This window comes from Candidatus Methanoperedens nitratireducens (genome assembly GCF_000685155.1).
In the GTDB taxonomy this organism is placed as follows: domain Archaea; phylum Halobacteriota; class Methanosarcinia; order Methanosarcinales; family Methanoperedenaceae; genus Methanoperedens; species Methanoperedens nitratireducens.
The window spans coordinates 180,035-204,969 of record NZ_JMIY01000002.1 but is presented as its reverse complement, the minus strand read 5'-3'; the positions used below and the strand labels follow the sequence as shown (position 1 = coordinate 204,969).

Annotated in this window: 23 protein-coding genes; 10 read left to right on the top strand and 13 right to left on the bottom strand. The window is 44.5% G+C overall.

Annotation, left to right across the window (positions count from 1 at the left end; translation table 11 throughout):
• Positions 1-5 precede the first annotated feature (5 nt).
• The 4 genes from ANME2D_RS04900 (at position 6) to ANME2D_RS04885 (ending at position 7,228) form a co-directional block, all read left to right on the top strand.
• Positions 6-2,978, top strand: a complete 2,973-nt coding sequence (locus ANME2D_RS04900) for a type II/IV secretion system ATPase subunit (RefSeq protein WP_081810141.1) — start codon at positions 6-8, stop codon at positions 2,976-2,978.
• The gene (locus ANME2D_RS04895) at positions 2,956-4,920 is read left to right on the top strand and encodes a type II secretion system F family protein (RefSeq protein WP_052368573.1); all 1,965 of its coding nucleotides are present in this window, start codon (positions 2,956-2,958) and stop codon (positions 4,918-4,920) included. Before ANME2D_RS04900 ends, ANME2D_RS04895 begins: the two co-directional genes overlap by 23 nt.
• Positions 4,921-4,958: 38 nt before the next feature.
• Entirely contained in the window at positions 4,959-6,890 is a 1,932-nt protein-coding gene (gene uvrB / locus ANME2D_RS04890; protein ID WP_048089474.1) for an excinuclease ABC subunit UvrB, read from the top strand.
• A gap of 122 nt (positions 6,891-7,012) precedes the next feature.
• Positions 7,013-7,228 carry a hypothetical protein gene (locus tag ANME2D_RS04885; RefSeq protein WP_048089473.1) on the top strand — a complete coding sequence of 72 codons (216 nt, stop codon included), beginning with the start codon at positions 7,013-7,015 and terminating at the stop codon, positions 7,226-7,228.
• Between the two features lie 8 nt (positions 7,229-7,236).
• On the opposite strand, the gene ANME2D_RS04880 is transcribed toward ANME2D_RS04885, so the two are convergent.
• Positions 7,237-7,545 carry a PIN domain-containing protein gene (locus ANME2D_RS04880; RefSeq protein ID WP_052368572.1) on the bottom strand — a complete coding sequence of 103 codons (309 nt, stop codon included), beginning with the start codon at positions 7,543-7,545 and terminating at the stop codon, positions 7,237-7,239.
• Between the two features lie 188 nt (positions 7,546-7,733).
• On the opposite strand from ANME2D_RS04880, the gene hdrA2 reads away from it, so the two are divergent.
• Together hdrA2 and ANME2D_RS04870 are read left to right on the top strand one after the other, a co-directional pair.
• Entirely contained in the window at positions 7,734-10,073 is a 2,340-nt protein-coding gene (gene hdrA2, locus ANME2D_RS04875) for a CoB-CoM heterodisulfide reductase HdrA2 (RefSeq protein ID WP_048089472.1), read from the top strand.
• 10 nt (positions 10,074-10,083) lie between these two features.
• On the top strand, positions 10,084-11,403 hold the full coding sequence (locus ANME2D_RS04870) for a 4Fe-4S binding protein (RefSeq protein WP_048089471.1): 1,320 nt from the start codon (positions 10,084-10,086) through the stop codon (positions 11,401-11,403).
• On the opposite strand, the gene pth2 is transcribed toward ANME2D_RS04870, so the two are convergent.
• On the bottom strand, positions 11,400-11,747 hold the full coding sequence (pth2, locus tag ANME2D_RS04865; RefSeq protein WP_048089470.1) for a peptidyl-tRNA hydrolase Pth2: 348 nt from the start codon (positions 11,745-11,747) through the stop codon (positions 11,400-11,402). The two genes, ANME2D_RS04870 and pth2, sit on opposite strands and share 4 nt — an antisense overlap.
• Before the next feature lie 63 nt (positions 11,748-11,810).
• A complete protein-coding gene (locus ANME2D_RS04860) occupies positions 11,811-12,014 on the bottom strand; it encodes a TRAM domain-containing protein (protein WP_048089469.1) in 204 nt (67 codons plus the stop codon).
• Positions 12,015-12,227: 213 nt separating this feature from the next.
• Between ANME2D_RS04860 and ANME2D_RS04855 the strand changes: the two genes are divergently transcribed.
• Entirely contained in the window at positions 12,228-13,160 is a 933-nt protein-coding gene (locus tag ANME2D_RS04855) for a nucleotidyltransferase domain-containing protein (protein WP_048089468.1), read from the top strand.
• 68 nt (positions 13,161-13,228) lie between these two features.
• Here the strand turns inward: ANME2D_RS04855 and ANME2D_RS04850 are convergent, their stop codons facing one another.
• The 4 genes from ANME2D_RS04850 to ANME2D_RS04835 form a co-directional block, all read right to left on the bottom strand.
• The gene (locus ANME2D_RS04850; protein WP_048089467.1) at positions 13,229-13,777 is read right to left on the bottom strand and encodes an epoxyqueuosine reductase QueH; all 549 of its coding nucleotides are present in this window, start codon (positions 13,775-13,777) and stop codon (positions 13,229-13,231) included.
• 3 nt (positions 13,778-13,780) lie between these two features.
• Complete coding sequence (hisG, locus tag ANME2D_RS04845) at positions 13,781-14,653, bottom strand: ATP phosphoribosyltransferase (RefSeq protein ID WP_048089466.1); 873 nt, start codon at positions 14,651-14,653, stop codon at positions 13,781-13,783.
• 98 nt (positions 14,654-14,751) lie between these two features.
• Positions 14,752-15,561: a diaminopimelate epimerase gene (gene dapF, locus ANME2D_RS04840; protein ID WP_048089465.1), complete on the bottom strand. Its 810-nt coding sequence runs from the start codon at positions 15,559-15,561 to the stop codon at positions 14,752-14,754.
• A 5-nt stretch (positions 15,562-15,566) separates the two neighbouring features.
• Complete coding sequence (locus tag ANME2D_RS04835; protein ID WP_048089464.1) at positions 15,567-16,205, bottom strand: DNA integrity scanning protein DisA nucleotide-binding domain protein; 639 nt, start codon at positions 16,203-16,205, stop codon at positions 15,567-15,569.
• A 149-nt stretch (positions 16,206-16,354) separates the two neighbouring features.
• On the opposite strand from ANME2D_RS04835, the gene ANME2D_RS04830 reads away from it, so the two are divergent.
• On the top strand, positions 16,355-17,578 hold the full coding sequence (locus ANME2D_RS04830; RefSeq protein ID WP_241763318.1) for an orotidine 5'-phosphate decarboxylase / HUMPS family protein: 1,224 nt from the start codon (positions 16,355-16,357) through the stop codon (positions 17,576-17,578).
• A 138-nt stretch (positions 17,579-17,716) separates the two neighbouring features.
• A complete protein-coding gene (locus ANME2D_RS04825) occupies positions 17,717-18,592 on the top strand; it encodes a CBS domain-containing protein (RefSeq protein ID WP_048089462.1) in 876 nt (291 codons plus the stop codon).
• Here the strand turns inward: ANME2D_RS04825 and ANME2D_RS04820 are convergent.
• Positions 18,586-19,407 (bottom strand): CBS pair associated ParBc domain-containing protein, encoded by an 822-nt coding sequence (locus ANME2D_RS04820; RefSeq protein WP_048089461.1) that lies wholly within the window; start codon positions 19,405-19,407, stop codon positions 18,586-18,588. The two genes, ANME2D_RS04825 and ANME2D_RS04820, sit on opposite strands and share 7 nt — an antisense overlap.
• Before the next feature lie 132 nt (positions 19,408-19,539).
• Positions 19,540-20,115: a hypothetical protein gene (locus ANME2D_RS04815; protein ID WP_048089460.1), complete on the bottom strand. Its 576-nt coding sequence runs from the start codon at positions 20,113-20,115 to the stop codon at positions 19,540-19,542.
• Positions 20,116-20,545: 430 nt separating this feature from the next.
• Between ANME2D_RS04815 and ANME2D_RS16725 the strand changes: the two genes are divergently transcribed.
• Positions 20,546-20,926: an HVO_A0114 family putative DNA-binding protein gene (locus ANME2D_RS16725; protein WP_052368571.1), complete on the top strand. Its 381-nt coding sequence runs from the start codon at positions 20,546-20,548 to the stop codon at positions 20,924-20,926.
• 519 nt (positions 20,927-21,445) lie between these two features.
• Here ANME2D_RS16725 and ANME2D_RS04805 read toward each other — a convergent pair.
• The 4 genes from ANME2D_RS04805 to cobZ form a co-directional block, all read right to left on the bottom strand.
• Entirely contained in the window at positions 21,446-22,246 is an 801-nt protein-coding gene (locus tag ANME2D_RS04805; RefSeq protein ID WP_048089459.1) for a hypothetical protein, read from the bottom strand.
• A 446-nt stretch (positions 22,247-22,692) separates the two neighbouring features.
• Complete coding sequence (locus ANME2D_RS04800; protein ID WP_048089458.1) at positions 22,693-23,328, bottom strand: NTP transferase domain-containing protein; 636 nt, start codon at positions 23,326-23,328, stop codon at positions 22,693-22,695.
• A complete protein-coding gene (gene cobS, locus ANME2D_RS04795; RefSeq protein ID WP_048089457.1) occupies positions 23,313-24,074 on the bottom strand; it encodes an adenosylcobinamide-GDP ribazoletransferase in 762 nt (253 codons plus the stop codon). Before cobS ends, ANME2D_RS04800 begins: the two co-directional genes overlap by 16 nt.
• Positions 24,075-24,150: 76 nt before the next feature.
• Positions 24,151-24,765 (bottom strand): alpha-ribazole phosphatase CobZ, encoded by a 615-nt coding sequence (cobZ, locus tag ANME2D_RS04790; RefSeq protein ID WP_081810139.1) that lies wholly within the window; start codon positions 24,763-24,765, stop codon positions 24,151-24,153.
• Positions 24,766-24,935 lie beyond the last annotated feature (170 nt).

Sequence of the window (24,935 nt, the reverse complement as noted above, 5' to 3'; positions counted from 1 at the left end):
CTATTATGGATAAAATACATAACAGAGTATGCGAATTCCTCTCTTGGTTCGCATCTCCTGATGAAGAGGACATACAGAACTTTATAAACTATATAGCTTCTGAGGATCCTTCTCTGGACAGAGAGAAATTTAAGAATAAACTGGTCAAGGCTATAGAACAGAGAGATGAACTAAAAGCCTGCAACAATGAGCTTTCTTCTTTGACCATTGAATCACCTATCTATAATGAGCTTGAGAGCATCTTAAGAGAAGCTAAAGAGGGATATGAGAATCTGAGGAATATCTCAAGTGAATTAAGAACTGCAAAAAAACTTCTGGCGTCACTAAAAGAGAACAATAAAGATGAGCCTGCACCTGTGCAAGAGGCTGAAACTGAGAGGCTCTCAAAAACCAGTAAAATAAGTGAAAAGGGAGAAATAAAAAGATCTGTAGATGAGACAGTACAGATTGAGAAAACAGAGGAGAAACAAATACCAGAAGAAACAAGGACGACAGAAGAAATTACGGAACAATCTCCGGAGAAAATTCCTTTAGAGGAGATAGAATTATCTCAGACACAGGATGAAACTCAAATAAAAGAAGAGATCACTGAGCAGCCTCAAGAAGGAGAGAATCCTGTATATGAGATAGAACAGTCTCTGGTACAGGATGAAATAGCAGCAGAAGAGGAGATTATAGAAGAAGCTCAAGAAGAGGAGATTATAGAAGAAGCTCAAGAAGAGGAGGTTATAGAAGAAGCTCAAGAAGGAGAGGTTATAGAAGAAGCTCAAGAAGAGGAGGTTATAGAAGAAGCTCAAGAAGAGGAGGTTATAGAAGAAGCTCAAGAAGAGGAGATTATAGAAGAGGCTCAAGAAGGGGAGGTTATAGAAGAAGCTCAAGAAGAGGAGGTTATAGAAGAGGTTCAAGAAGAGGAGGTTATAGAAGAGGCTCAAGAAGAGGAGGTTATAGAAGAGGCTCAAGAAGAGGAGGTTATAGAAGAGGCTCAAGAAGGAGAAAGTACTGTAGAGGAGATAGAACCGCCTCTGGTACAGGATGAAATAGCATCAGAAGAAGAAATTATCGAAAGGGCATCAGATGAAGAAATTATCGAAAGGGCATCAGATGAAGAAATTATCGAAAGGGCATCAGATGACCTATCAGCAGAAAAAGGAGAGGTTGAAACCCAGGCAGAGGGAACACGGACCTCGCTTGATGGAGCACAAAATCTTCTGCTCCGTCTTGATAAGGATGAGGTCAGGGATATACTAAGAGATCGGTTGAGCCCGGAAAAACAGGCGGTCTTTGAACTTCTTGAAGAGAAACTGTTATCTGATGTTGAGACCCGCATTAAGAAGCTTAAAGAAGCACAATCTCTGAGCCCTGAGGATAAGCCGCCCGATACTTTCTTTGGGAAGATAAAAGCTCTCATTACAGCAGAAACTGAAGCAATAGAAGCATATGACGCCCAGTTACACGGTCCGCTTGTAACTTTTGATGGGCTTGAGGGGTTCAATGAGGTCGAACGCTACTGGGTGAACGAGCCATATGCCTTTGTGGTAATACTGTTCAACCCTGAGAATAATTTTTATCTTTACTATGCTGCAGAGCCAGTACTCTCAGAATTTGAGGATTTATTCCTGAGAGAGATAAAGGACAGGCTCAAGGATGTACTCCTTGTTGAGGATGTCAGGAGCGAGGATGAGAAGGATAAGATTCTGGTAAGTAAAGTAAGAGAGCTGGTAAAGGATTACGCAATCAATATAACCCCTGTGACCCTTGAGAAGGTATTATACTATACACGAAGAGACTTCATAAGATTTGGAAAGATTGATCCTCTTATGAATGATGACAGGATCGAGGATATCTCTGCCAATGGCCATGATGTTCCCATCTATTTATACCATAAGAGATACACCAATATACCTACAAATATATACTATAATAAAACTGATCTGGACTCATATGTGATCAGGCTTGCACAGCGCTGTGGTAAACATATATCAATAGCAGAACCCATGGTCGATGCCACTATGCCTGATGGCTCGCGCATTCAGATGACCCTTGGAACAGAGGTAACTTCCAGAGGAGCCACATTTACCATCAGGAAGTTCAGCGATATCCCGATAACACCCATCGACCTGATCAACTGGAATACATTCTCAGCAGAGGAGATGGCATATCTGTGGCTGTGCATTGAGAACAATAAGAGTTTGATTTTTGCAGGTGGTACAGCGTCAGGTAAGACCTCCTCTCTAAATGCAATTTCTCTGTTCATTCCCTCGCAGGCAAAGGTAGTTACGCTTGAGGACACACGGGAGTTGAAACTCCCTCATCCAAACTGGATTCCTGGCATAACCAGGGACTCGTTCACAGCAGATGGAAGAGGAAGTATAGATATGTACGAGCTTCTGAGGGCAGCGCTGCGCCAGCGGCCAGAATACCTGCTTGTTGGAGAGGTAAGGGGGAAAGAGGCGCTTACGCTCTTCCAGGCTATGAGCACAGGCCATACCACCTTCTCTACCATGCATGCTGATTCGGTAGCAAGCGCAATTCACAGGCTTGAGAACCCGCCTATCAGCGTACCCAGGACCATGATACAGGCGCTTAATATCATAAGTATTCAGTCCCAGACATATGTAAAAGGAAAAAGAGCTCGCCGCAATATGAAACTCGTTGAGATCACAGATATAGACCCAACGACAAGAAATATACGCACGAATGATATTTTTGTCTGGGACCCATTAACAGATAGATTCCTCAGGACGGGTGAATCAAAGGCTCTTAATGAGATAATGGTTCGAAGAGGCTGGAATCTTTCGGGTTTGAAAAAAGAGTTGAGGAACAGACAAAAGATACTCGAGTTCATGGTAAATAACAAGATAACAGATTTCAGTGCGATCTCCACTATCATTCACGATTATCAGGCGACACCTGATAAGGTTCTAAAGAAGTTGAATATCACTATGGATGATGAACATGTCTTCACACAGCTTAAATAGAACTATAGAACTATCCATTCTAAAGTTAAAGAGACTGCCGTTTGTCCTGCTCGGTGACAGGATGAAGGCGCATCATGATAGATACCGTGATCTGAGGATGGCAATGCGGCAGGCGCGTATTCCGATCTCGTATGAGATGTATATCTCAAATGCAATATTTTACTCCATGATCGCCGGTATTGCCGGGGCTCTCATAGGTCTGATAATTGCTTATATAGTAGTATCCATCGTTGGGCTCCCTGAGCGGATTACCCATCTCACGTTCTCTCCTTCGACCTCATGGCTTCTACAGTACAGGGATATATCAATCGCATTGTTTATTACTATCTTTCTTACTGCCTTATTTGGAGGCATAACCTACATGCTCTTTCTTGTCTACCCGAGTTTCAGGGCAGGAGAGAGGAAGGGATCGATTGATAAGAACCTGCCTTATGCAGTCACCTTCATGTATGCGCTAAGCAGAGGCGGGATGAATGTTATTGAGATACTGCGCTCACTCAGCAAATGTACCGATACGTATGATGAGGCAGCCAGGGAAGTCGATGTTATTCTGCGTGATATGGATTACTTCGGAAGCGATTTAAGATCTGCCCTTCATAATATCTGCGAGATCACGCCTTCTGAGAAGTTCAGGGATCTTATGTATAATCTCCTCACTGTAATCGACAGTGGTGGAGATATCCCTGCCTACTTCAGGGATAAATCAGAACAATACCTTAACCGGGCCAAGGTTGAGCAGAAAGGTTTTCTTGAAACATTGGGTCTAATCGCAGAATCCTATGTCACTGCCTTCGTAGCAGGGCCGCTGTTTATCATCATCCTCGGTGTCATGATGTCGGTGATGGGCTCAGGCAGTAATGCGATGATATACGCGATAATATACGCGGTGATACCGATCGGTTCGGTTATGTTTGTGGTAATGGTCAGCATCATAACGCCAGGTACAACAGGTGAGGCGCCTCTCCTGCCTACTGAGAGCCTTGTAGGTGAGATAGTTATTCCTGAGACAAGGGAGAAGCCAATATTTTTTAAATTTATCAAATCAAGGGACTATATTAAAATAAAAAAGATACTGCGTGATCCTTTAAAACCGCTTAAAGAGAAGCCTGTATATTCACTCATTTTAAGTGTGCCTGTTGCTCTTATCTATCTTGTAATCTCAATCGTGAATGGCCTGAAAGTACCAAATTTTATAGATTATATAGATGATAAAGTAATTTTCACTGTATATATAATAATTATCCCTCTTCTGATTTTCCATGAGTATAAAAAGAGAAGAGAAGATAAAATACAGTCCCAGATACCTGATTTTCTAAAAAAACTCGCAAGTACCAATGAAACAGGTATGACGCTGCGGGATTCGATCAAGCTGATGACCAGGTCTGATATCGGAATGAGCAAGGAGATTAAGAAGATCTGGAATGACATAGAATGGGGGCTTGCCATCAATGAGGCACTCAAGCGGTTTGCCAACCGTGTCAGAACACATATCGTGGCGCGCTCTGTCACTCTGCTGACAAAAGCAAATGAATCAAGCGGCGACGTAGGCGAGGTGCTGACAGTCGCTGCCCGTGATGCTGCTGCAGAGCAGGAATTAAAGAACGAGCGCAGAGTAAGCATGTTTATTTATATTGTGATTATATATATCTCATTCCTTGTATTTATCGGCATTATCTACATTATATCTACAACGTTCCTTGGGGAGATGGTAAAAGCAGGTGAAAGGATAACTTCCTCTGGATCACGCGCGGTTCCTCTCAGCCTCAGCCGCGAGATGCTGGGTACATATAACCGCATATTCTTCCACGGCGCTCTGATACAGGGTTTTTCATCAGGGTTGATTGCAGGAGTCATGGGAGAAGGCAGCGTCCTCTCAGGATTGAAGCACTCTGTGATAATGGTGACGATAGGTTATGCATTATTTACGCTGTTTGTGCTCTGACAGGAAAGGATAAGTCATATGATTCCATGTCATATGCGATGGGACGATTTAAACTTGTATCAGGATTCGAACCAAAAGGAGACCAGATAAAAGCTATTGAAAAGCTCACATTCGGGTTAGAGCAGGGTATGAAGCACCAGACCCTGCTTGGTGTGACAGGCTCAGGCAAGACGTTCACGGTTGCGAACGTGATAGATAAGGTACAGAGACCCACGCTTGTGATCTCTCATAACAAGACCCTTGCAGCGCAGTTATACTCCGAGTTCAAGGCATTTTTTCCTGAGAACGCAGTTGAGTATTTTGTGAGCTACTATGACTACTACCAGCCTGAGGCATACATCCCGCAGACCGATACGTATATCGAGAAAGACGCTTCCATAAACGATGAGATCAACAGGATGCGGCTCTCAGCAACGCGGTCTCTGTTTGAGCGTCGGGATGTGATAGTCGTGGCAAGCGTCTCCTGCATCTACGGCATAGGCTCACCACAGGAATGGCATGAGATGTCGCTTCTCCTGAGAAAAGGAGAGGAATCCTCACGCAGGGTTATACTCACAAAGCTTGTGGATATGCAGTATGAGCGCAACGACATTGATTTTAGCACAGGAAAGTTCAGGGTGCGCGGGGATACGATTGAGGTGTTCCCATCATACGCTTCAAGCGGAACTAGGATAGAGCTCTTCGGTGACGAGATCGAGCGGATCTCTGAGTTTGATATCCTGACAGGGAAAATACTCAGGGAAAGCGATGCAGTGGTGATATACCCTGCAAAGCATTTCGTGATGCCCCAGGAGAAGCTTGAAGCTGCGATTATTACAATAGAGGCTGAGCTCAGGGACAGGCTGCATGAGTTAAGATCGGCGGGAAAGGTGCTTGAAGCCGCAAGACTTGAGCAGAGAACGAAGTTCGATATCGAGATGATGCGGGAGATCGGGTACTGCCAGGGGATAGAGAACTACAGCAGACATATGGACGGGCGAAGACCTGGTGAGCCCCCGTACACACTTTTAGATTATTTCCCGGAGGACTTTCTTATTGTGATCGATGAATCGCATGTTACAATTCCGCAGTTACATGGCATGCACGCGGGTGATCGGGCAAGGAAGGAATCGCTTGTAAATTATGGGTTCAGGCTTCCTTCAGCTTTTGATAACCGCCCTTTTATGTTCAATGAGTTCGAGACTCATGTTAACCAGGTGCTGTATGTCTCTGCCACGCCTGCTGAATACGAGATATCACATAGCGCCCAGGTGGTTGAGCAGATCATCCGCCCCACAGGGCTTGTTGATCCTGAGATCGTGGTGAAACCTGTGAAAGGCCAGATTGATGACCTTATCGCTGAGATCCATGCAAAGATCGAGAGAAAGCACAGGGTGCTGATCACGACCCTGACAAAGAGGATGGCCGAGGATCTGACAGATTATCTTCTCGGCGCCGGGATCAGGACGAGGTACATGCACTCTGAGATCGAGACACTTGAGCGCATAGAGATAATACAGAGCCTGCGCCTGGGCGAGTTCGATGTGCTTGTGGGTATTAACCTTCTGAGGGAAGGACTTGATATCCCTGAGGTAGCGCTGGTTGCTATACTGGATGCTGACAAGGAGGGCTACCTTCGCTCTGAGCGCTCGCTCCTTCAGACCACAGGCAGGACATCGAGGAATATCGAGGGCAGGGTCGTGATGTATGCGGACAGGATCACAGGCTCGATGCGAAGGGCGATAGATGAGACGAATCGAAGAAGGGAGATGCAGATAAAGTACAACGAAGAGCACAATATCATCCCTCAGACGATCCGGAAGGCTGTTGAGAGGCGGGAAGTTGTTGAGGAGACGCTGCCGAAGGAAGAGGAGATATTCAATTACATAGTGGATTTAGAGGCACAGATGCGCAGGGCTGCCAAGAACCTTGAGTTTGAGAAAGCTGCGGTGATAAGGGACAGGATAGCGAAGTTGAGGGAGGAATTATGATTAAAACAAACAATAGCTCTTTACAGCTACAAAAAGTTTTAAGTAGGATTCCATGAATTGAATGTATAATAGCTATCGGACTTGGCGATGTTTATGAAAAACTCAAAGAACTGATTATAATTATGGATAAGGTTAGAGAAAATACTGAAGAGATAAGGGAACTTAAAAAAAATCAAGAAGAAATTAAAAAGAATCAGAAAGAGATGCAGGCAAACATGCTCAAACTCATGGATGGCCAGCAGCGTATTTTAGAAAGGCTTGAGTTTAAAGAAGAGCTTTCATCATTAAAAATCAAACTTGCTGAACATATAGCAGCCTGTGAAAGGGCAAAGGCTTAGATTCTCAATCATTTGATATATTCTACATTCGGTATATCCTCAAACGCAATATCGTCTGTTAGAAATGGAATATCCATCCTGTTAGCAATCGTATATCCCAGGGCATCGACATAACTCAGCTTTTTCTTGTTGCCCTTCATTGCTAGTCTGAACTTCATGGCTTCTTTGATATCCTCATCCGTGTAATCGATGAAATAACCAATGGTTTCATCATAATATTTCTCTGCAGTTGCTTCCCCATAATCCTGCAGTAGATGATAGTACATCTCCATAAGATTCAGGCGGATCGTAACAACTTCTGAATCAAGGTATTTCAAATAACTCTCATTTCCAAAAAAATCTCAAACAGAGCACAGGTATCAAAGAAGTATTTCATTCATCCAGTCTAATGATTGGATGGGTTCGTATCACGCGAAAGAGTGAATAATCATAACAACATGTAGTATAACGATTTTACAAACAGAAAGAATATATCATTGATAATCATTAAGAATCTGGAGTACTAATGCCAACAGGTGTATATATCTGCCATTGCGGCTCTAACATAGCAGGAACAATAGATGTAGAAGATGTAAGAGAACATGCACGGATGCTGAAAGGTGTTGCAGTTGCACGTGATATACCTTTTGCATGTGGCGATTCAGGGCAGGAGCAGATTAAAAAGGATATCCAGGAGTTCAGGCTTGATCGCATTGTTATGGCTGCCTGCTCACCCCGTCTTCATGAGGTAACATTCAGACGCTTGCTTGAGCAGTCTGGCCTTAATCCCCATCTACTTGGGATGGTTAATATCAGGGAGCAGGGCTCGTGGGTTCACTCGGATGAGGACGGCCTTGCCACACAGAAGGCAAAAGATCTTGTTTCAATGGGAGTTGCAAGGGTAGCACTGCTAACACCACTTGATAAGAAGACCATACCTGCAAATAAGGACGTTCTTGTAATCGGTGCTGGCGTTGCAGGAATAGAAGCTGCCCTTCACCTTGCAGATATGGGGATCAAGGTACGGCTGGTTGAGAAAGAGCCAACAATAGGAGGGAAGATGGCACTGATGAACGAGGTTTTCCCGACGAATGACTGCTCACTGTGCGCTCTTGCTCCAAGGATGTCTGATGTCCAGAGCCATCCCAATATCAAGCTGTATACATACTCAGAGATAACAAAGATAGAGGGAAGAGCAGGAAATTTCAAGATAACAGGAGTAAAAAAGCCGCGCTATGTCGATGAGAAAAAATGCAAGGGATGTATTGATCTATGCGCCCATGTCTGTCCAATCGACGTGCCAAACCAGTTCGATTACGGCATAGGGGCGCGAAAATCCATCTACATCCCTTTTGCTCAGGCTGTGCCCCTGGTGGCATGTATTGATGAGCACTGCGTTGGGTGTGGCATGTGCAGGCTTGCGTGCCCTGCTGAAGCTGTTGATTTTACCCAGAGGCCGGAGGGTTTTGAGTTCAACGTGGGTGCAATAATCCTTGCAACAGGATATCAGCCCTTTGATGCACGGCGCAAGGAAGAATATGGATACGGCAGGTACAGGAATGTTGTAACCACCCTTGAGCTTGAGCGGATGCTCAGTGCTGCAGGCCCAACCCACGGCAGGGTGATCTCTCCTTCCACAGGAGCGGATGTTAAAAGCGCTGCCTTCATCCTGTGCGTTGGCTCGCGTGATGAGCAGGTGGGTAATCCATATTGCTCCAGGGTCTGCTGCATGGCTTCAGTAAAGAACGCGATGAAGATAGCTGAAAAATACCCGGATGCAAAGGTCTCTGTACATTACATCGATATCCGTGCAGCAGGTGAGATGTACGAGGAATACTACAGACGTGCACAGGAGATGGGCGTCTCATTCGTGCGAGGGCGTGTGGCAGAGGTTGAAGAGTCGGAAGGCAAAACGATCATTCATTATGAGGATACTCTTTCAGGAGATACCCGCCATGAAGCATATGACCTTGTCGTGCTTGCGATCGGAATGGAGGCGAACATGGATGCCGGGAACATAGGCAGGATGCTGAATCTCTCCACACGGCCTGATCGGTTCTTCCAGAGCGCGCATCCCAAGATGCGGCCGGTGCAGACTCATACAAAAGGCGTGTTTATTGCAGGGTGTGCAGGTGGCCCGAAGGAGATACAGGTATCCATAGAACAGGGAAGCGCTGCCGCGGCAAAAGCAGAAAGCCTGCTTCATAAGGGTGAGATAGAGCTTGATCCCATGAGCGCGTACGTAATCACCGAGCTGTGTGATGGCTGCAGGATCTGTGAGGCTGTATGCGAATTCGGACGCATAAGGGTAACAGACGGTAAAGCCAGTGTGGATGAAGTGGCATGCCGTGGATGCGGTCCATGCGCTGCTGCCTGCCCGAATGGTGCTGTCCAGCTTAGAAGTTATACTGATGAGCAGATCATGGCTCAGATAGAAGAAGCGACACGGGATATAAACGAGTATCCGCTTGTGATCGGGTTTCTGTGCCACTGGTGCAGTTATGCTGCCGCAGATCTTGCAGGATCAATGCGTATCCAGTACCCTACAAACCTGCGGAATATCAGAGTGCTGTGCACAGGCAGGATTAATCCATCCTTTGTGCTTGAAGCACTGAAGAGGGGCGCTGACGGTGTACTGGTAGCTGGATGCAGGCTCGGAGAGTGCCATTATACCATAGGTAATTACTGCGCCAGGCAGAGAATGGATGTACTTGGGAAACTGCTTGCTGATATGGGTCTTAATGAGAGCCGGCTCAGGGTCGAATGGATCGCGGCCAGTGAAGGCGAGAGGTTTGCCTGTATAGTAAAGGATTTCGTGAAGCAGCTTAAAGAGATAGGCCCGATAGGCAGCGAGCTTAAGCGGTGATAATGTGAGCATGAGCGATGAGAGAATTGATATCACTGTGGATAGCGAGGTCAGGGATACACATTTCCTGTATGACCAGAGGACAGATAGATCAAGAAAAACCCTTGATTATGATTATAAACGCTGCAGTGGTTGCGGTATATGCATCGAGGTCTGCCCTAAAAAAGCAATAGAGCCGGGCCCTCTGATCGAAATAGCCACGGGACTGGATGCACCGCCTGTTATTATAGATCATACCAGGTGCTCGTTCTGCGGCATGTGCGCTGCCTTCTGTCCTGTAGGGGCTATCAGGATGACCGTGGACGATAAGGATATTCTTGAATTATCACAGTTTCCTCATCTTGATTCTGGCGTGATCTTCAATGATAAGTGCCTGCCCTGTATGCTCTGCAAAAAAGCATGTCCTGAAGAGGCAATAGATGTAGAATTCACATTCCAGAAAAAGGAGGCCATAGCGCCATTTAAGACTGAAGCGACAGGTGAAATCGAGGTCAATGTGGAGAAATGCACCCTGTGCGGTCTGTGCATGGAGCTTTGCCCTGCTTTTGTACTTGTTGAGAAAAAGGCAGCCGCAGATGACCTTGTGCCTTTTTCTGACCTGCTGGTTGATCGCGGGCGGTGCGATTACTGCGGTATCTGCGTCCCGTTCTGTCCGGAGGATGCCATAAAAGTAAGGGGAGACTTTGATGACGAGGATATAAAAAAGATCGCCCCGGAGATAACAGGGAATATAAGGGTAGACAATAACAGATGCACCAGATGTGGCTGGTGCGAAGCTGTCTGCCCTTATGATGCAGCTTTTGTGACAAAACCTTTTGATGGTGAGATTGAACTGATAGACGCAAAACTTAAAGGCTGCGATCCTGTAGGCTGCCATGGATGCTTCAATGTCTGCCCGTCAAAAGCATGGATTATACCGCAGGACAGGAAGATAGATGTGGTGCGGGATTTCTGCACATACTGCGGCGCCTGTGAGAGAGCCTGCCATATCAGGGCTATCGGGGTAAAAAGGACAGGGGTAAGGCATACCGACATAGCAGATACACCCTGGGCGCAGGACTGGAAGCGGGCGATAACCTGCCTTACAACAGAAAAGAGAGGGCGGCCTGAACTCTCACGCACATTGAGTATGGAGAAGGCTGAGCGGAAGAACGGATCGCCAAACTCCAGGCCAGATGTCAACCATGAGTTCAGAAAGCTCGTGGATGAGAGGATCGGCAGAATATCTTCACTTCTGGGTAATAAACAGGTAAGACGCACCTGGGAGAAAAAAGATCCTGAAGTAGCGGCACAGGAAATAAAGAAGCGGCTCTTAAACTTAAAGACTTAAAGCAGCTTCAGGTGACCCGTGATTTTATCCAGCATGCTTACCTCAGCAGGTCCGATTCCTAAAACTGTAATCGTCCCGGGGGGCACTTCTGTCAGTCCTGCATCCGTGATCAGTGCTGTGGATAGACCATGCCTCCTTGCAGTTTCTTTCAATTCAAACAGGTCCTGCAACTTCGGAACTCTTAATACAACCTTCTTCTGTCCCCCCTCCTTCCATGCCTCACGGATATCCCTGTCAGCAAATTCGTAAGCTGAGACTGCGGCGTGCGCAACCTGGACAGCAAGCTTGCCTTTCGATAGTTTCAGGTCATCCCGCACTATGATGCACTGCTTATACTCGGACATATCAAGTCTGAGAATTAGTCCAAGATTCTATTGAAGAGAGACATTAATTTCACTTATTGTTTTTTACTCCACTTTCTCAGCAAACGCAAATTTCCGCAGTACTTTAGTAACCTTGATCCTGACCTTGTCACCCACTTTTGTCTTGGGCACAAATATAACAAAGCCTTTTACTCTTGCAATCCCATCTCCCTGTTTTGCTATATCGTCTATCGATACATCATAGGTTTCTCCGACTGTTACCGGAGCACTCTTTTCCTGATTATTCATCAAAGCCACACACATCCTTAACTATTATCAGCTATCCTGGTAAACAAGAACTGCAGAAATAGTGCATATTCTACTGCTGTAGATGTCACCACAAAACAGCCTTACATTGTATATAACTATATCCCTACAATAGATAAAACTTTGCTGCGATTTAAAATTCAAGATACGATAGAAGCATATTATTTATATTGATTTGACCCTGTAGAATAAACAATGATGAGAACCCGACTGCGTGATTTCATAATTACTGATGATGACTGGATATTTGCTGTAGCGGATTACTGCCATGACGAGGGCATACGATCAGTCCTGAGATATGTGCCAGATCCTGCAGGCTCAAGAGGTGTATATAAAAAATACAGGAAGCTTGACTTTGATGATGCATTCATGTTCATGAAATCAGCCCGTCCACAGTGGGTAAAGGATGTTCATATCGTACCCCGTGATTCTGTTAAGCAGGTACTTGCCCCGAACCAGAGACTTCCTATTATGATGAGAGATAACAGGAGGGTCAGGGATATCGTCAGAACGCTGCAAAAAGGCGTACCGCTTGAGAAGATGGGAGTAACAGGCTCACTTCTTGCTGGACTGGATAATGAATCCTCTGATATTGATTTTATTGTTTACGGCAACTCGTGGTTCGTGGCACGGGATATCATAGAACATGCAAAAAAAGAAAAATCTGTTGTTACAGAGATAAGTGATGAGATGTGGCGTGATATCTATAAAAAACGCAGGCCTGAGCTATCCTTTGATGAATTCCTTGTTCATGAGCTCAGGAAAGGGAACAGGGGAATGGTGGATGGGACATATTTTGACCTTCTGTATGTGAGGGACTGGGAGGATATCGGTCCCTGCCCAAGAGGGGTTGATATCGGTGCTGAGACTATTGAGGCAACCGTGAACAGTGCTGATTTTTCATTTGACAGCCCGGCGATTTATAAAATAGACCATCCAGAGATAAGCTACGTGCTATCCTATACCCATACCTATGCGGGACAGGCGCTGGAAGGTGAGAGGATCGAGGCAAGAGGGATGGTCGAGTCTGCAGGAGATATAAAACGGCTTGTTGTAGGGACAACAAGAGAGCCGAAGGGAGAATGGATACGCTCACTTACGCTGCTTGAGAACAATTTAAAGTTCTGAATTTAAAGCAAATCTGGCTATAGTGTCGAGAAGCTCAGTAAGAGTTCTCTTCCTGCGAGATGTAAGGGTCATCTTTTATCTACCTTTACCTTTCCCCCAGAGTACCTCTCCCTCTCGCTGAAGATGCACCCGCAGTATTTCTGCATGTACAGCCCGAGCTCCCGCGCAAGCCCGCGCGACTCCCTGTACCCTTCCCTGAAATCCTCATAATAGAACTCGATGCTGTATTCATCCGCAGCCCTCTCTCCCGCCTCGATAAGCGCCTCATGCTTCTGGTACGGGGATATCAGCAGCGTGGTGGTGAAAGCCTCGAACCCGAGCATGCCTGCGGTTCTGGCTGTCTCGGTGAGCCTGTTTGTATAGCAGAACCTGCACCTGTCCTCAGCGCCAAGAGCGCCGCGGAGATAGCCCTCAAGATCATAATCATCCCTGTAGATCACCCTTACCCCTTTTAGCCCTGCATACCTCTTGAGCGACTCCATCCTGTTCTTATATTCCAGATAAGGGTGGATATTAGGGTTGTAGAAAAAACCCGTCACATCGTGTCCTTCCCCGACCAGCTTTTTATGAGGGTATGTAAAGCACGGCGCGCAGCAGATATGGACAAGGATACGCATAGTTCAGTGTACGATCTTGGTGATGTCCATCTCAAGGATATCCTCTGCACCCAGGGTCTTGAGCTCTGGTATAAGGATATTGATCTCGCTCTTGCTCACAACCGTTCCCACGGCATAGTAATCCGACTTGTAGAGCTTTGATACCGTTGGGTTTTTCATGGCAGGGAGGGCGCTCACAATACCGTCCAGTCTATCTTCAGGGACGTTCATCACAATATACACCTTGCCGCGCGCCTCAAGTACAGCCAGTAAAAGGATCCTTATCTCCTCTATCTCCCTCCTCTTCGCAGGGTCATTCCAGCTCTTCTTATTGGCGATGAGCTTTGTATTGGATTCAAGTATAGTATCCACAATTCTTAACCCGTTCTTTCGCAGGGTCGAGCCAGTCTCTGTAAGGTCCACGATCACATCCACAAGCTCCGGGACTTTGGCCTCGGTTGCGCCGTATGAGTATCGAATATCAACAGAAATGCCCAGATTATCAAAAAACCTCTTTGTAAGCCTGGGGTACTCTGTTGAGACCCTGCTTCCTGATTTTATGTCTTTTGCGCTTTTGATTTCCTGATGATCCGGTACAGCCACGACGATTTTAACAATCCCTTCCCCCATCTTACTGTAGAACATATCTGCGATTTCGACCACATCGGATTCTGATTCCATCACCCAGTCCCTTCCAGAGATGCCAAGATCAAAGTAGCCCTCTTCAACGTACTTTGGGATCTCCTGCGGGCGCAGTATCTTTATCTTCTTTATTCTCGGGTCTTTTATTGTGGGATTATACTCACGGTCTGTTTTTCTTATCTCAAGATCTGCCTGTTTGAACAGGAGAAGTGTCTGCTCTTCAAGACTGCCTTTTGGGATTGCGATATCAAGCATATTAATTCGCCTTCTACATGGGTCTGCTGATTAAAAGCTTTGCTACTAATTGATAGAAACTATACATATTAACGCAAATTAACGCAGATACAGGATTACTATATAATTCCATCAAATACACGCTCAGCCGGGCCTTCCATAAAAGCTGCCTCATCGGTAAGAGTGATTATCAATTCTCCACCTTTTGTATTTACCTTGACCCTCCTGCCGGTCCTTCCAAGTCTGCTGGCTACAGCAACGCATGCCACAGAACCGGTACCGCAGCTTAAGGTCTCAGCCTCCACCCCGCGCTCGTATGTGCTTATGGTAATCTCATCAATTGAATCCACACGCACAAAATTCACGTTTATCCCCTTCGGAAAGACAGGATCATAGCGGATTCCGGGTGCTGTATGCATCAATTGAGGCACAAGTGAATCCACGAAAATGACCGCATGAGGTACACCGGTATTGACTGCCGACACACTGTAGTCGTGCATATCCACCTCAAGGAACTCACCCTCTCCTCTTGCAGGGATTCTCTCCCGCATAAAAACAGGTTTGCCCATATTTACCGTTACCCATGTCCTGTCCTCGATCCGTGAACTTATGGAGAGAACGCCTGCAAGCGTTTCAACAGTTGCGTTCTTTTTTATATAACCCTTATCAAGCGCATATTTCACCAGACATCGAATGCCGTTGCCGCACATCTCCGCTTCTGTGCCATCTGAGTTGAATATCCTCATTCTGATATCTGCTCTATCCGAGCTTCCAAGGTATAAGACGCCATCAGCCCCTATCCCGAAATTGCGGTCACAGTACTTCGCCGCAAAGGCTGATTTTTTATCAGCATGTATGACCTCTCCATTATACTCATCTATCAGGATGAAATCATTACCGTTGCCCTGCAGCTTTGTGAAATGAACCATATCGCTCACTTGATCTTTTCTTTCTTTAAGGCTGAGGAGATCACTGATCCCGCTGTCTTAACCACCATGTATGCCCCGCCCACGATCAGTAATGCTGGTGCAGTGACCACACCTGCGGCTACCGTTATCCCTGCACCTGCAAGCAGGGCCATATCTCTGTTTGTAAGAAAGCTGGAAACCTTCTCAAGTATGGATGATTCGATATCCACGGCATCGGTCTCAAGGACGATCTCTCCTTTCTGAAAAACCTTTATCCACCCGCTCTCTTCTGAGACCAGTACTGCCGTAGCTGAGTTATCAAATGATGTTATTCCTTTCGCAGCAGCATGCTTTGTCCCGAAACCAAGGAGTGTCTCGGATTTTAATATCCTTGAGCCGTATGCGATCAATGTACCTTCCGGTGTAAAAATCATAGCACCATCAAGGGTAGCAAGTTTTTCGATAACTGTATCCATTCCCTTACTCAGCAGACTACCCGTAAACTGAAGCTGAGGATAATGAGGGCGGTAGTTGCCCGTGATATTCTCATGGTCTGCTATAACAAAAAGAGCGCCCTGTTTCTCTTTGGCCAGATTCTTGGAAACATTCAGGATCACACGCATTACCTCGGATTTAGTATCCGGGATCTCTTTTGTTTCGACCATATAATATCCTGTTGTATCCTTGATAGGTTATAAGTTTTGGCCTGTAACCAACCATTAAAGCTTTAATCACACAAGCTAATTTATTTAATGGTGATGTTATCAGACCAATACTTCAGGTTGCGCTCGATGTTTTAGAGGTAGACCGTGCTATCCAGATCGCAAAAGAAGCTGTAGAGGGTGGAGTGGACTGGATCGAAGCAGGCACTCCATTAATTAAAAGCGAAGGCATGGACGCAGTAAGACAGCTAAGAGCAGCATTCCCTGATAATGTTATTCTGGCAGATATGAAAACTATAGATACAGGCGCCATGGAGGTTGAGATGGCAGCCAAAGCAGGTGCGGATATTATCATTATCCTTGGAAATGCGGATAACTCCACGATCCAGGATGCTATAAGGGCAGCCCGTAAATATGGCGTAAAACTCATGGCTGATATCCTGTCTACAGACGATCCTGCACAGAGGGCTGTAGAATTAGCAGATATGGGGATCGATTATATCAATGTGCATGTAGGTATTGACCAGCAGATGGTGGGAGAGGACCCTATAAGGATCCTGAAGAAACTCAAGCTCAATATACCCATAGCCGTTGCAGGAGGACTGGATGCACAGAGCTCTGCCAGAGCGGTTCTATCAGGCGCAAGTATTGTTATCGTAGGGGGAAACATCGTCCGCTCATCCAGTGTAACCGCATCTGCACGGGCTATCCGCCAGAGCATTGATGCTCCCGGGATAACAGAAGAACCTGAGAGATCAATAGATGAGCAGACGATTATTCTACTGAAACGTGTATCCACGCCCAATATCTCTGATGCAATGCACAGGAAAGGGGCTATGAGGAAGATCCGCTCTATCTGTCCTGGTACCAAAGCTGTTGGAAGGGCGATCACAGTCCAGACCTTCCCTGGCGACTGGGCAAAAACTGTAGAGGCTATCGACGCAGCAAAAAAGGATGATGTTATAGTAATCTATAACGGAAGCCCGCATGTTGCCCCATGGGGAGAGTTAGCTACATTGAGCTGTATTAATAACGGTGTGGCAGGTGTGGTGATCGACGGGGCAGTAAGAGATGTGGATGATATCAGGCGCCTTAACTTCCCGGTGTTTGCGACCTCGATAACGCCAAATGCAGGTGAGCCAAAGGGGTTTGGAGAGATCAATGCAGAAATACAGTGCGGAGGTCAGACTGTTAGACCCGGTGATTTTATAGTGGGAGATGATAACGGTGTGGTGGTTATACCCAAAGAAAGGGGGTATGAGGTTGCAAGACGGGCGATCGAGGTTGAAAAAAATGAGCGTAGAATCCGGGATGAGATAAAGAGAGGAAAAACACTATCTGAGGTGCTATATCTTCAAAAATGGGAGAAAAAATAGGATAAGATTTATTATTAGTTTAACTATTATTTATACTATAGTAGGAGATTGAGCTAATCGAAGATGGTATATTGAAAATATCATCATCAATAGTTATATATACTCACTATATAATATGAATTCAGGAGAACTAAATATATGGAACTTACGCCTATTCAAAAAGAAATCCTAACTGCTCTAATTAATCTATACAGGGAGAGAAAACAAGCAATTAAAGGAGAAGATATCGCAGAGGTTATAAATAGAAACCCCGGGACAGTCAGGAACCAGATGCAGTCACTCAAAGCACTGGGACTGGTTGAGGGGGTACCCGGGCCAAAAGGCGGATACAAGGCGACTGGCGAGACCTATCGTGCACTGTGCTTATTTGAAATGGATAAAGAAATAATAGTACCGATAAAACGGAATAACGAGTTGATCCCGAATGCTACGGCTGCAGAGGTCAGTTTTACTACGGTCAGGCACCCTGATCTGTGCAATGCCACAGTTCATGTCCTCGGAGATATAAAGAAATTTGATATCGGAGATTCTATCACAATAGGGCCTACACCTGTAAATAAACTTATAATGCGTGGAGAAGTGATCGGACGGGATGATACCGAGAATACGTTATTATTCATTATACAGGAAATGATATCCCTGCCCAAGCAGCCAGTTAAGTACTACGTCAAAGAATTCCCTATAACAATCCCTGCTACTGCCACAATACAGGAAGCCTCAAGGATTCTTGTTGAGAATAAGATCCATGGCGCACCTGTGCGGGATAAAAGTGCTATCGTGGGTATCGTAACCCTCACAGATATTGGAAAGACACTTGCTGAGGGTAAGACCAGCCTTAAGATAAAGGATATAATGACAAAAAGGATCATATCGGTTGATGGCGAACTGCCCCTTTATGAGGTAATAAGGGTCTTTAATAAAGAAAAGGTGGGAAGGCTGCTTGTTCGGGTAAACGGCGAATTTGTTGGGCTTATCTCAAAAACGGATGTCTTAGATAAAATTGTCCTTTATTGATTTATATCAGCTAAACCGTTCTCATCATTCTTTTTTAATCTTTTTGTTACCTCAATGAGAGGATGTTTGGCATAATCAAGTATCTTAATATCCGAGAGTGTATGGAGACCTGCTGATGTTGCCGTTTTTTCCATGCCAAGATGCACCTCATCGCCTAGCGGGATAACATAGGCATCCATACTTTTTATCCCGAGTTTCTTTGCTGCTACAACCCTGTGGTGACCATCCACGAGTATAAGTTTATTAGGCTTTTTTATTACAACGATCGGCTCAGCCAGTCCTTTCTTAAGTTCGTATATCCTTCCATCGAGCTCGTCTGCATAGATCTTGGGCTGCGTTGGCACAAGTTCATCTATATTGACAGGCTCGCGGATGACATCAACATGAATATTATGGATAGCTTCAAGTGTTTTCTTGAGTGTCCAGACCTTCTGAGGGCTTGTCCTCTCTATATGCGAGCGTATGACATCAGAATTCGTAATAATACCGCGCAGATGTTTATTTGAATCCACGACAGGCAATTTTGATTTGCCTGATCTGAATATAACGCGTGCAACATCGCTCATATCCATCTCTGTATCAGCGACAAGCACATCCCGGCTCATGATTTTGGAGACCTTCTCATCAAAACCTTTCTCAAGCATATCCGCGGCTGATATATACCCCATGACCTTGCTATCCCTATCCCGCACTACAGGAAAACCATCATGTCCTGTCCTCCGTATCAACTGTATGACATCCCTGACAGTATCATCAGGAGAGACTGTATCTACTTCCTGTGTCATATAGTCCTTTACTTTTGTATGGTTAACCATGATAGCACCTGTTAATTATTATCAATGTTAATGGTTTCCATTCGTAAAAATTATTGCATTATCTGCCCCCTCAGCCATTGCGGGAATTTCCTGTTCACGAAAAATAAAAAAATGAAGAAGAGGGCATCTTGCCTACTTCTTCATAAACATATAGGCTGACTTGAAATTGACCATAGCACCAAAATCGCTGGTTCCAAGTTCCTGGTCATCAATAGATCCTGTGGCTGTAGCCTCCCTGAAGGTTGAACGGTCACTGTACTTGCTTGTGTAATCACCGTACTTTGATATTACTTTGTAGCTGCCCTTCGTAGCATCACCTGTACCGGTCCACTGTGCCTGAATTGTCACTGTTTCCATAGCAGGAGAATACCAATCATAGAGATCTACCTGCACAGTAGAGAGGGTTGCTGACTCAAGCTTTTTATTTATATCAAAGACAGCTTCCGGGGTGAACTTGTAACCCCATTTGCAGGAGTAGTCGCCCTCCGTGCTAAACGTACATATAGATACGTAGATATCTGTCCCATCATTAGTCTTTGTTACAGACAGGAATTTATCAGTATATACATCACCGGCTGTCTCAGACCATACTGCATACGCAGCCGCACCATTCTGTCGATAGATTGTCTTCGATTCTAATGCTACTGCACTGATGCTAGTCGAAAGCAAGAGCATTAGTGCAAAAACCAATGCATACAATTTTTTCATACTTCACCTCCTTAGTTTAATGCGTGCATTTTAATATGCACAAATTCATTGATGAAATCATAACATAGTTAAAATTATTTATTACAAATGTATTACGAAGATATCACAAAAGTATCACGCGAATATTACCCTGGTATTAATGGTGGTGTTTGGATATACTTCTCAATAAACTCCCATCAATTCCCGACCGAGCCGTGAGTTGTTTTGTCTTTCCCTCCTGTGTTTCGAGGCACGCCTGTAACAGACTCTACACTGGAATGTGTAGAGCATCCCAGGGGCAGGTGCCTGAGAGTTTCTATTGCTTATTTGTTATCTTGGCTTTTATAGGCATCGAGGGGGTGCAAATTAGTAGGATGTGTAATTACATGGTAATAGCATATAGCTATTTATGAATTAATGAGATTGATAGAACATAATCGGAGGAAGATTGATGAAATTAAAAGATATTGAAATTGTAGTTATGAGTGATGAAGAATATGGGGAGCATCTGAACCAGCTATTTGAAAAGGTAAGGCGCAGCGAGATACATGAGCCAGAAGCCCATAAGATAGTGGCGCGCACAGCAGAGGATATTGGAAAGATTTTAACTCGCGAGCGCCTGCGCCTGCTTCAGATTATCAGGGAGAAGAGACCGGAATCTATTAGCGAGCTGGCAAGGATGCTAAAGCGCAAAGAATCAAATGTGCATAATGACCTCACTTTCCTGGAAGGCATAGGTCTCCTTGAGCTTAAGAAAGGGAAAAATCACGTCAAGAAAGTGCCGGTTGTTGATTACGATGCACTGCACATTACGGTTCCGCTTACTGCTTAGTTCACTTCCAAAAGATCATTTTGCACGGATTTCCCGTATGAAGCTTTCGTCTGGCGCATCCCTTTGCAGGAGATGGATTCATTCAGTAATGAAGAAAGAGAAACCAGCCCCATTTTCCTCAACTCAGGCTCAGGAAGTGTGTATAAAATAGTCCTCCAGGTACGCTTTTTAGCCTTAAAACTCCTCAGACGTCTCTAATATAACCATCGAGTTCTGAGAATAGTTTCTTTACTGTGCCACCTTTGAAGTAATTTCCTCAACCCCGTATAATAGGGCTAATGGATCGGATCATACTCTCAAGGTTCTTCGGCTTCTGACGCCGTGGATTCTCTGTCTTATCTCTTCCCCGAACCTCTTAACTTGCGGTTTCGGGCTGTGGTTTACGATATAAAGGTTGTTTTGTCTTTCCCTCCGGTGTTTCAAGGCACGCCCGTCACCGACCCCGTTTTGGAAAAACGGGGCATCAGCATGGATGCATAAGGCTTACTATCGCTTTTTGTTTTTTGGCTTTTTGTGATTCTATTGTTTTTTGTATCCGAATTTCCTATCCTCTGAAATGATCAAATAAAATCCAACGATAGCGGCAATGTAGAAAATAAACCATCCACTAGTAAGGATTAATTGAAGATAATTATATCCTGGAATTACAATATCAGTACCTGTTATAAGTATATATAAAAAATTTATGTTATTTGGGATAGAAAATAAAAAGCTAATTACAATTACTAGTATCAGATAGAATGTGACACATTCCTTTAACTTATTTCTGATGATCTCGACGGATTTTTTTGTACCATCAAAAAATGTTTTATTTTCTAGCACTATTATAACAGGTGTCAGGAACAAGATGAATTGAAGGATAATATTAAAAAGAGACAAAAAGGTTAAAAATATCTTGATAACAAGTTCAGGCATTAATGTTGAATTGAACATAAAGAACGTAAGAACAAAAGATATGAGAAAATCGAGGATTGAAAATATTAATTGATATATAAAAAGCGGTACAAAGTATCCAATAATCATATCTCTCTTGAAGCTTATTCTTTGCCGTTTAGTCAGGAATTCGTTTACTGCAAATATAATAAGTGGTATAATGCTAACCCAGAAAAATAAATAGATAATATTTTGAGATATTCCATTTGCAAGTATTTCATAAGTTAGCTGAGTTCTATCATTACTTGTGTAATGATTCTGACCAAATGTGAGATGTCTAAATAAATAAAAAGCTAGAACAAGAGCAAAAAGCTTCCATTCAAAAACTAAAAACTTAAAACTATTTTTTATAATATTTTTAAGATTTATTTTTTGGATTTCTAACATTGAACTAACCTTATGAAAATACTGTTATATAACTCTTTTTTAAAAATTGGGATGTAAAAATCCCGAGGATCCACGATATGATATTAGGCCATACACATCTAAATTAGCAAGGGGTTCTTAACATTATGGATTGTTAAAAAAAATTATAAGTTTCTTTGAAAGTCAAGTGTAAATTATTCTTAGGATGCACAAAACGCCTATCGTCTTCAGTCACAAACCCCGTACTTAAGGACATGGCCTGCATATAGTGTTTTTTGCATGGTGTAATCCTTGTGTTTTGATATACTTCTCAACAACCTCCTATCAATTCCCGACCGAGCCGTTAAAGCAGATTGGCGCCCAGAGATGCTCGCTGCACCACCGCCGCCATCGGCAGGTTCTCGTATTTCGCCTCTTCGACCATGCCTTCAGAAAGGCTCTACAGTATATATATATTTTTTGCTAGCTTATATAACAGCGCAAACTTTACCCTTCAGATACCTCTCGCACACAGCCAGATCCTCCTGTGTATTAACATTCAGCGCCAGTTCCTCATCATCCAGAACAAGATTGAAATCCTCCTGCTCTTCCCGTATCCTGTCGGCATCAAGGATATTTATACCGCACGGGACTATGAAGCCGCTGTTCTTGTGAAAAACAGTGTCCGGGCGAAGACCAAGCCTTGTGCACACATCAAGCCGCATGTGTACCGAAAGTGCCTGTGTGTTCACCTCACCATATTTTTGTATTATCCTGTCTATCAACTCAGGTGTTACAAGCGGCAGATCTGCCATTATTATGAGCACACGACCTGTAATTCCGGCTTTCTCCACTGCTAATACCATATCATTTACAAAACCCTTACCTGGTGTCTGGATCATCCCGATACTGGCATTATCATGCTCTTTAATAAAATCCAGGAGCCATTGTATTGTTTTTTTAACCCCTGGTGAGATTGCAACAAAGATGTGGTTGATATTCTTTGAGCCAATTAGGGCAGAGAGCACATAATGGATCATCGGTCTATTAAGAATCATGGTGAGAGGTTTTTCATCCTTCCCAAGACGCCTCCCCATCCCGCCTGCCATCACAACTGCATCCATGCTATCCCTCCCAGAAAAAGCAGGGCAGTTAACCTGCCAACCTCATTGGATGCCCCTACAACATCTCCGCTTGCGCCCCCGAAATGGTGGTTTGCTGTATTAAGGACAAGAAGCCCGGATAGTTGAGATATTATTAGCGCACCAGCACCAGGGATGCCAAGAAGAAGATAACAAACCATTCCTGAAAAAACCATTCCCGCGATAAAATCGGATCTCTTTGTATTATCTATGGTTATTGACCCGAAGCCCTCATGCAGTTTCCTGCCAAAAGCTGCTACTGTGACCATAGATTGCTTTGCGCTTGTTTCGGCTGTGATCAGGACAAATGGAAGAGGCAGCATATTAGTTTCTATAAGGGAGAAGAGCGATGAGAAGACTCCAAGGATGGCGACCATACATAGTATCAGACCTCCCGTACCTACAGAAGTATCGCGCATAGCTGCTATCTTCTTCTCTCTTGTACCGTGTGATGCTATACCATCACCAAAATCAGCAAGCCCATCGATATGATTGAATCCTGTAAAGTAGTAGATAGAGAGAATTATCACAAACGCTGTCACGATCGGGGGAAGTATCAATGACGAGATGAGACCTATTACAGCAAGTATTATGCCAAGAACAGCACCGATAACCGGGAAAAGATATATATGTCTCATGAGCCGCTCGATGCCCTCCATGGTTATACCCACAGGTATGGTGGTAAGGAAACCAAAACCAGAGCGCAGGGCAGAGAGAAATTCACTCATAAAGCGAAACCTCGCTTTATGAGGTATAGGGTATGCTTTGCATACCCTTCTTTTGATGAAACTTTAAGAAAGTTTCTCATCCTGCAAACCTGCTCTTTCTTTTCCCGGGAACAGGCTTTGTAGCCCCTATAATCTTTGTAGCCTCTGTAATCTTTGCTGCTTTTCCACCATCGTCTTTCCCCCTTGTGTACATATTGGCTGATACCCCGCCTATCAGCCCTGCAATGACATCATCCATGAAAGGCCCGAGTTTAGACAGTATTCCTGGTTTTAATTTATCAAACCTCACGTATTCAAATATTCCCTTATCGCCGCTGATATATTTTGCTATGCTCATGCCGATCACCTCATCTACGATCAGAAAGGTCAGGTCTTTATCGAAAATCTCTTTGCTTATACCTGGCAGCTCACCTTTTTCTCCCTCTCTTTCAAGAAGCATTCCTGCATACAATAATATACATAGATTGGGGTCAGAAAGAGCAAGCTTTAATTCCCTCTTAAATACCTGCTGCGCTATATCCATGTTCTCAACGCCAGGATGAGGAACATAAAGCTCCATGGCAGTAGCTACAAGCACCTCTTCTGAGAGCCCTGCCTCTTCAAGGACTTTCAATATGCTCCTGGTATTCGCATTATCGATATCCGCAGGCTGGTTCTTCTTCTTTTTTTCGTTTACAGATGATAGTTTCATTTTTTCACCTTTTTAATCGCAGATACCTTATAAACATGAGTCACCACTCTTAAGAATGAAGGGCGGGCGGTGAGTCTGGCGAGCTGGAGCATGCGGGTAGATACGCAAGTAAATCCTTAAAAGTCTTTGCCTTGTGCCTGTGAAGTTCTCCCGGGCTGGAATAACTCACA

Excerpts from the sequence above, each read along its gene's own strand:
- ANME2D_RS04900 (WP_081810141.1), top strand. The coding sequence starts at position 6 with ATGGATAAAATACATAACAGAGTATGCGAATTCCTCTCTTGGTTCGCA.
- ANME2D_RS04895 (WP_052368573.1), top strand. The coding sequence starts at position 2,956 with ATGTCTTCACACAGCTTAAATAGAACTATAGAACTATCCATTCTAAAG.
- uvrB (WP_048089474.1), top strand. The coding sequence starts at position 4,959 with ATGGGACGATTTAAACTTGTATCAGGATTCGAACCAAAAGGAGACCAG.
- ANME2D_RS04885 (WP_048089473.1), top strand. The coding sequence starts at position 7,013 with ATGGATAAGGTTAGAGAAAATACTGAAGAGATAAGGGAACTTAAAAAA.
- hdrA2 (WP_048089472.1), top strand. The coding sequence starts at position 7,734 with ATGCCAACAGGTGTATATATCTGCCATTGCGGCTCTAACATAGCAGGA.
- ANME2D_RS04870 (WP_048089471.1), top strand. The coding sequence starts at position 10,084 with ATGAGCGATGAGAGAATTGATATCACTGTGGATAGCGAGGTCAGGGAT.
- pth2 (WP_048089470.1), bottom strand. The coding sequence starts at position 11,747 with ATGTCCGAGTATAAGCAGTGCATCATAGTGCGGGATGACCTGAAACTA.
- ANME2D_RS04860 (WP_048089469.1), bottom strand. The coding sequence starts at position 12,014 with ATGAATAATCAGGAAAAGAGTGCTCCGGTAACAGTCGGAGAAACCTAT.
- ANME2D_RS04855 (WP_048089468.1), top strand. The coding sequence starts at position 12,228 with ATGATGAGAACCCGACTGCGTGATTTCATAATTACTGATGATGACTGG.
- ANME2D_RS04850 (WP_048089467.1), bottom strand. The coding sequence starts at position 13,777 with ATGCGTATCCTTGTCCATATCTGCTGCGCGCCGTGCTTTACATACCCT.
- hisG (WP_048089466.1), bottom strand. The coding sequence starts at position 14,653 with ATGCTTGATATCGCAATCCCAAAAGGCAGTCTTGAAGAGCAGACACTT.
- dapF (WP_048089465.1), bottom strand. The coding sequence starts at position 15,561 with ATGGTTCATTTCACAAAGCTGCAGGGCAACGGTAATGATTTCATCCTG.
- ANME2D_RS04835 (WP_048089464.1), bottom strand. The coding sequence starts at position 16,205 with ATGGTCGAAACAAAAGAGATCCCGGATACTAAATCCGAGGTAATGCGT.
- ANME2D_RS04825 (WP_048089462.1), top strand. The coding sequence starts at position 17,717 with ATGGAACTTACGCCTATTCAAAAAGAAATCCTAACTGCTCTAATTAAT.
- ANME2D_RS04820 (WP_048089461.1), bottom strand. The coding sequence starts at position 19,407 with ATGGTTAACCATACAAAAGTAAAGGACTATATGACACAGGAAGTAGAT.
- ANME2D_RS04815 (WP_048089460.1), bottom strand. The coding sequence starts at position 20,115 with ATGAAAAAATTGTATGCATTGGTTTTTGCACTAATGCTCTTGCTTTCG.
- ANME2D_RS16725 (WP_052368571.1), top strand. The coding sequence starts at position 20,546 with ATGAAATTAAAAGATATTGAAATTGTAGTTATGAGTGATGAAGAATAT.
- ANME2D_RS04805 (WP_048089459.1), bottom strand. The coding sequence starts at position 22,246 with ATGTTAGAAATCCAAAAAATAAATCTTAAAAATATTATAAAAAATAGT.
- ANME2D_RS04800 (WP_048089458.1), bottom strand. The coding sequence starts at position 23,328 with ATGGATGCAGTTGTGATGGCAGGCGGGATGGGGAGGCGTCTTGGGAAG.
- cobS (WP_048089457.1), bottom strand. The coding sequence starts at position 24,074 with ATGAGTGAATTTCTCTCTGCCCTGCGCTCTGGTTTTGGTTTCCTTACC.
- cobZ (WP_081810139.1), bottom strand. The coding sequence starts at position 24,765 with ATGAAACTATCATCTGTAAACGAAAAAAAGAAGAAGAACCAGCCTGCG.